Source organism: Treponema sp. UBA6852 (genome assembly GCA_002449305.1).
GTDB lineage: Bacteria > Spirochaetota > Spirochaetia > Treponematales > Treponemataceae > Treponema_D.
On record DKDI01000048.1, the window covers coordinates 114,732 to 120,982 of the forward strand.

4 protein-coding genes are annotated in these 6,251 nt (G+C 40.2%); 2 read left to right on the forward strand and 2 right to left on the reverse strand.

All coding sequences use genetic code 11. The features are described 5' to 3' along the window. Positions 1-53: 53 nt before the first annotated feature. Positions 54-1,193: a phosphonopyruvate decarboxylase gene (gene aepY / locus B3209_RS11325; protein WP_296665064.1), complete on the forward strand. Its 1,140-nt coding sequence runs from the start codon at positions 54-56 to the stop codon at positions 1,191-1,193. After that, positions 1,193-3,028: a 2-aminoethylphosphonate aminotransferase gene (locus B3209_RS11330; RefSeq protein ID WP_296665066.1), complete on the forward strand. Its 1,836-nt coding sequence runs from the start codon at positions 1,193-1,195 to the stop codon at positions 3,026-3,028. The genes aepY and B3209_RS11330 overlap by 1 nt, the downstream gene beginning before the upstream one ends. Positions 3,029-3,197: 169 nt before the next feature. On the opposite strand, the gene B3209_RS11335 is transcribed toward B3209_RS11330, so the two are convergent. Next, the gene (locus B3209_RS11335; RefSeq protein WP_296091036.1) at positions 3,198-4,391 is read right to left on the reverse strand and encodes a hypothetical protein; all 1,194 of its coding nucleotides are present in this window, start codon (positions 4,389-4,391) and stop codon (positions 3,198-3,200) included. A 112-nt stretch (positions 4,392-4,503) separates the two neighbouring features. Beyond that, the gene (gene rny, locus B3209_RS11340) at positions 4,504-6,033 is read right to left on the reverse strand and encodes a ribonuclease Y (RefSeq protein WP_296665068.1); all 1,530 of its coding nucleotides are present in this window, start codon (positions 6,031-6,033) and stop codon (positions 4,504-4,506) included. Between the last annotated feature and the right edge of the window lie 218 nt (positions 6,034-6,251).

The following is a 6,251-nucleotide window of genomic DNA, read 5'->3' on the forward strand; positions in this document are numbered from 1 at the left end:
TTCTTTCTCAATTATTAAAATCTGAAATTCAAATTATAAAAAAGGAAAATTTTATGATAAAACCTTCAACTTTATACAACGACCTTTTGAAAAACGGAACAGACTTTTTTGCCGGCGTTCCAGACTCTCTCTTAAAATCTTTTTGCGCATACGTCACAGACAATGCGCCCGCCGAAAAACACATAATCTCCGCAAACGAAGGAAGCGCGACTGCCCTTGCGGCTGGCTACCATTTTGCCACAGGAAAGATTCCGCTGATTTATATGCAGAATTCCGGTGAAGGAAACATGATAAATCCGCTTCTTTCGCTTGTTGACCCGGACGTTTATTCAGTTCCGCTTTTAATTTTTATTGGTTGGCGCGGAGAACCTGGCGTTCACGACGAGCCTCAACACGTAAAACAGGGCAAAGTAACCTGTGCGCTTCTGGACGCAATGCAGATTCCTTACGAGATTTTAACCGAAGACGAATCAAAACTTTCCGCCCAGTTGAAAAAAGCATACGATTACATGAAAACAAACAGTGCGCCTTACGCTTTTGTAATCCGCAAAGGGACTTTTGAAGAATATACGCTCAAAAACAATATTCCTGTTGTTGCAGAAATGAAGCGTGAAGAAGCAATTGAAAAAATCATGCTCTCTGCACCAGAAAAAGCCGCTTTTGTTTCCACAACTGGAATGGCAAGCCGCGAACTTTACGAACTGCGCGAAAAACACGGAATGGGCCACGAAAAAGATTTTCTTACAGTCGGCTCAATGGGACACGCATCTCAGATTGCGCTTTCAATTGCGATGCAAAAGCCTGAGCGCCCAGTTTTCTGTATTGACGGAGACGGCGCTGCAATAATGCAGATGGGCGGAATGGCTACAGTCGGCACAAGAAGTCCTAAAAACATGGTTCATTTTGTAATGAACAACGGCGCACACGATTCTGTAGGCGGACAGCCGACAGTCGGACTTGAAATAAATCTGCCGGAAATCGCAAAAGCCTGCCGCTACAAAAGAATTTATTCAGCAAAAACTGCAAAAGAACTGGATGAAGTTCTTGCCAAAATCAAGAATTCCTTTGATGATAATACAAACGAACTAACTTTTGTTGAAGTAAAAGTCAGCAAAGGCGCGCGGAAGGATTTGGGGCGGCCAAAATCAACTCCGCAGGAAAACAAAAAAGCATTTATGGAGTTTTTAAAATAATGATAAGACAAGCAGTTATAATGGCAGGCGGTTTGGGTTCAAGATTCGGCGGACGAACAAAAGCCATGCCAAAAGGATTTATTGAAATTGACGGAATTGCGATGGTGGAACGTTCTGTTCAAAAACTGATTGCTGCAGGCGTTGAAGAAATCATCATCGGAACTGGACATTGCTACGAATACTACGATGAACTTGCAAAAAAATATCACTGTATCCGCACTGTAAGAAATGTAAATTACCAGAACACAAGCAGCATGGGAACTCTTGAAGTTTGCGCGCCTTTTGTAAAAGACTCTGCCCTTCTTCTTGAAAGCGACCTTGTCTACGATTCAATCGGGCTTTTTGTGCTGGACAACGACAGCCGCAAAAACGTAATCCTTGCTTCCGGAAAAACAAACAGCGAGGACGAAGTTTACCTTGAAACGGACGAAAACGGTGTTCTTAGCGGCGTAAGCAAAAACAAGGCGGAAATAAAGAATGTTGCGGGAGAACTTGTAGGAATCTCAAAAGTTTCAAAAGAATTTTTGAACAAGATGGTAGATTTTTACGACAAGACACGCGCAGAAAACGCAAAAATCGACTACGAGACAGTTTTCAAGAAAATTGCGAAAGATGACCCGATTTATGTACACAAAATTGAATACTATGCTTGGACAGAAATCGATGACGAAGCAATGCTTACTAGGGCAAACACATTGATTTATCCGCGCATCAAAGAAAATGAAGAACTTAGAAAAGTCCAGCGGGAAATTCTTTTAAATCCAGGTCCTTCCACAACGACTGATAGCGTAAAATATGCTCAGGTTGTAAAAGATATTTGCCCTCGCGAACTTGAATTTGGAAATCTGATGGAAAAAGTTTCAGAAGATTTAACTTCTTTTGTTGCAAATCCAGAAAAATACACAACTGTAATGTTCGGATGCTCTGGAACAGGTGCTGACGAAGCAATGATTTCAAGCTGCGTTCCTCCGGACGGAAAACTTCTTGTGGTTGACAACGGCTCTTACGGCTCGCGACTTGCAAAAATCGCAGGCGTCTACGGAATCGAAACAGATATTTTCAAATCTTCAACATACGAACCAATCGACCTTGAAGCTCTTGAAAACCAGATGAAATCAAAAAAATACACAACATTCGCAGTTGTTTACCACGAAACCACAACAGGACTTTTGAATCCGCTTGAAAAAATCTGTCCGATGGCAAAAAAATACGGAATGACAACTGTATGCGACATCGTAAGCGCATACGCCGGGATGCCAATCGACCTTGAAAAGCTCCAGATTGATTTTGGTGCTGCAACTTCCAACAAGCACATCGGCGGAATGGCAGGAATCGGTTTTGTTGTCTGCAAAAAAGACGAGCTTTTAAAACAAAAAGACTGGCCTATGCGAAACTATTACTTGAATCTTTATGACCAGTACAAATATTTCCAGGAAACAAAGCAGACAAGATTCACGCCACCGGTTCAGACTTTCTACGCTTTGCGCCAGGCAATAACCGAAACAAAGCAGGAAACTATTGAAAAACGCTTTGAACGCTTTACTGAATGCTGGAAAATTTTAGTAAAAGCCCTAAAAGAAATCGGTCTGAAAATGCTTGTAAAAGAAGAAAACCAGTCGCATTTTATAACCGCAATTCTGATTCCAGAAACTCCAAAATACAACTTTAACAAAATGCACGATTTTGCACGCAAACAGGGATTCACAATTTATCCGGGAAAACTTGGCAACATCGACACATTCCGAATCGCGAATATGGGCGACATAAAGCCAGAAGAAATGCAACGTTTTACTAAAGTTCTAAAAGAATACATGAAATCAATTGGCGTTTGCTAAAAAAGTCGGGGCTGTCCAAAAGCATCTTTTTTGTCATTTTCGGGCTTGACCCGAAAATCTAAATGCATATATTGCAATCATTTAGAGATTGCTAACCGAGTTTGCTATGCAAATATCGCAGTATCAAGTGCGACAATGGCATTTAGAACTTATTAGACAGCCCCGATTTCTAATAATTATCCCACTTGAAGTCATCGAAGTCTTTTATCTGAACTTCGTATTTGTTGCGGAAAAATTTTTCTATGTTGCGGATTGAAAGCGGCGTTTTGTTTTTGTAATTCGGGTTCAGATAAATGTAAGCGGAATAAAGGCTTTTGTAGTACTTTGAGCGCACGCTGTTGTCATCAATAAAAACGATTCCGGCAATGCTTTTTGAAACATCATAGACTTTTATTTTTTCAGTTTTATAGGCGGAAGAGTAATCTTTTGCAGGAAAATCATTTTTTGCAAGCTCCATAAAAGTGCGGCGACTCAACGAACGGTAAAACATATTGTTGAAATTTCCAAAATCCACAGTTTCTTCATTAAACCAGGGATTTTTTACCATTGTTATAAGAGAATATTCGTTGTCAACAAGCTTGTTTCCGTAGTCAAGAAATTTATATCTGTAAGCCTGTGCCATTGCAAACGGAGAATAGTCTTTTACAGTCAAAATCTCGCCCGGCCAGCTGATTCTAAAATTAAACGCCAGCCCTGAATCAGAAGAATACGAAACAAAATTCTGATTTTTCTTCACTGCATTTTTCAAGAGCCTTTCAATTTCATGCCGTTTTGAAACAAGAGAATTCTTTACATCAAGATAATCAAGACTTGAAAGGTTGTCTACACCGATTAAAATATTTTTCTTAAATTCCTTTGCCGCATAATTTTCCACCGCTTCAAAAATCCGATCAAAAATAATCTGGTGAACGCAGTTAAACGACTTGACATCAGTAAAAAGCTTTTCATTTTTAAGTGAAAGGCACAAGTCAATGTCAATTTTTTCTTTCTGCCCGTTCATTGCAGGAATGCTTTCTTTATGCTTCTTTATTTCAAGAAGATTTATATAAGAAATTCCAAGGAACTCTGAAAATTGCGAATAAAAATCCAAAGCCACAAGCTCGCTGTAAGGTCCTGCCCAGCCTGAATCTTTTGCCTCGCCAAGATTTTTTACACGCTCGCAGATTGTATTAAGCGCAGCTTTATTGCCTTTGAATTTTTCATTCAGCCGAGTCAGACGATTTATAAAATTGAAGGCAAACATATTCAGCGGATAAATATTAAGAGGTTGAATGCATTTGTTTGTGTTCCGCTTTTTCTTGATGATTTTTCTTACACCAAAAATATCACGAATTATTTTTTCAAGATTTTCAACATCTGTCATAATAAAATCCTGTACCCTAAAACGCATTTTGTCAAACAAATTATTTGAAGCATTCAAGAACACAAGAAATTATAAAAAAAGCCCCGGAAGTAGTGTTTCCAGGGCTTAAAAATTATCTTGCGTATTCAATAATGCGGGTTTCGCGTATCATTGTAATTTTGATTCTTCCAGGATAACGCAAGTCAGTTTCAATCTGCTTTGCAATCTGTTTTGCAAGATCTTTTACCTGCTCATCCGGAATTTTATCATTGTTTACAAGAATACGAAGTTCACGTCCAGCTTGAATTGCATAAGCCTGCTCTACACCATTGAATTTCTTTGCAGTTTCCTCAAGATTTTCAAGACGTTTAACATAGTTATCTACAGTTTCTCGCCTTGCTCCAGGGCGGGCTGCGCTTATTGCATCGGCAACCTGAACAATAACAGCTTCTATAGTCTGAGGCTCGCAATCGTTGTGGTGCGCTTCAATTGCATTGACAACACGAGGATCTTCGCCCATCTTGCGTGCCATTTCCGCTCCGACTTCCGCATGGTTTTGGTCGCTGTCATTTTCCGCGCCTTTTCCAATGTCATGAAGCAAAGCAGCGCGTTTTGCAAGTTCCCTGTTTGCTCCAACTTCCGCAGCAAGAATGCTTGCAAGTTCCGCAACTTCCTTAGAATGCGTAAGAACATTCTGTCCGTAGCTTGTTCTAAAGTAGAGACGTCCTATAGCTCTTATCGCTTCCTGGCTCATGCTATGCAAGCCAAGTTCAAACAAAGCTTTTTCGCCTTCCTCATAAATCTTCTGCTGAATCTCGCGGGTAACTTTTTGAACAATTTCTTCTATGCGCGCCGGATGAATTCTTCCGTCAATAATAAGACGCTCCAAAGCCACACGCGCAATTTCCTTTCTTACAGGATCAAAGCAGCTGATAACAACAGCTTCCGGAGTATCATCAATAATGATGTCAACGCCTGTCAATGTTTCCAAAGAACGGATATTGCGACCTTCACGCCCGATAATGCGGCCTTTCATTTCATCGCTTGGAAGAGAAACTGTTGCGACTGTGATTTCGCTTGTAGTTTCCGTGGCGATACGCTGAATAGCAGAAACAAGAATTTCCTGCGCTTTCTTTTCAGCATTAAGCTGGGCTTCCTGATCAATCTTGTTCAGCAAAGACTGAGCATCATGGCGGGCGTCATTTTCAAGGCTCTTGATTATAAGCGATTTTGCTTCTTCCGCAGTAAGCCCCGAAATTCTTTCAAGCTCAACCCGAAGCTTTCCTTCCTCTTCCGAAAGAACAGCCTCGCGCTTATGAAGTTCCGCCACATTTAAAGCAAATTCCTTGTCGCGCTTTTCAAACTCCTGGCTCCGTTGCTCCAAAAGCTCTTCTTTTTTGTTTACACGGCTTTCATAACGCTGCAGTTCTGTACGGCGTTCACGATTCTCCCTTTCCTGCTGATTACGGTCCTGAATGAGTTGTTCTTTTGCCTGAAGAAGAATCTCTTTTTTCTGAGCTTCCGCTTCTTTTATTGCATCTTGTTTAACGCGCTCGGCTTTTTGCTCCGAGGCGGAAAGTTGAAATCTGGCATAAACCCAGCGAATTGTCCATCCAAGAAGTATTCCTGCTACAGGGAGAACAATGAACAATATCAAATTCATTGACATTTCATTTTCTCCTATCATCTAGTTAGAATAATTGATTTATTATAGTAATATATAAGAAAGAGAATGTCAAATAGTATAGTTTATTATATAGAAGAAAATAACTTTAAAAAGTCAAATAAATTTTGAAAAGCTTAAAAAAGGCGAATGCTGAATTTTATACTTTATTGTTATTATCGGGCTTGACCCTGCAATGTTTCTGAAAGAAACTCGGT

Bases quoted from the DNA above. Each gene is read 5' to 3' on its own strand.
- B3209_RS11335 (WP_296091036.1), bottom strand. From the start codon at position 4,391: ATGACAGATGTTGAAAATCTTGAAAAAATAATTCGTGATATTTTTGGT.
- rny (WP_296665068.1), bottom strand. From the start codon at position 6,033: ATGAATTTGATATTGTTCATTGTTCTCCCTGTAGCAGGAATACTTCTT.
- aepY (WP_296665064.1), top strand. From the start codon at position 54: ATGATAAAACCTTCAACTTTATACAACGACCTTTTGAAAAACGGAACA.
- B3209_RS11330 (WP_296665066.1), top strand. From the start codon at position 1,193: ATGATAAGACAAGCAGTTATAATGGCAGGCGGTTTGGGTTCAAGATTC.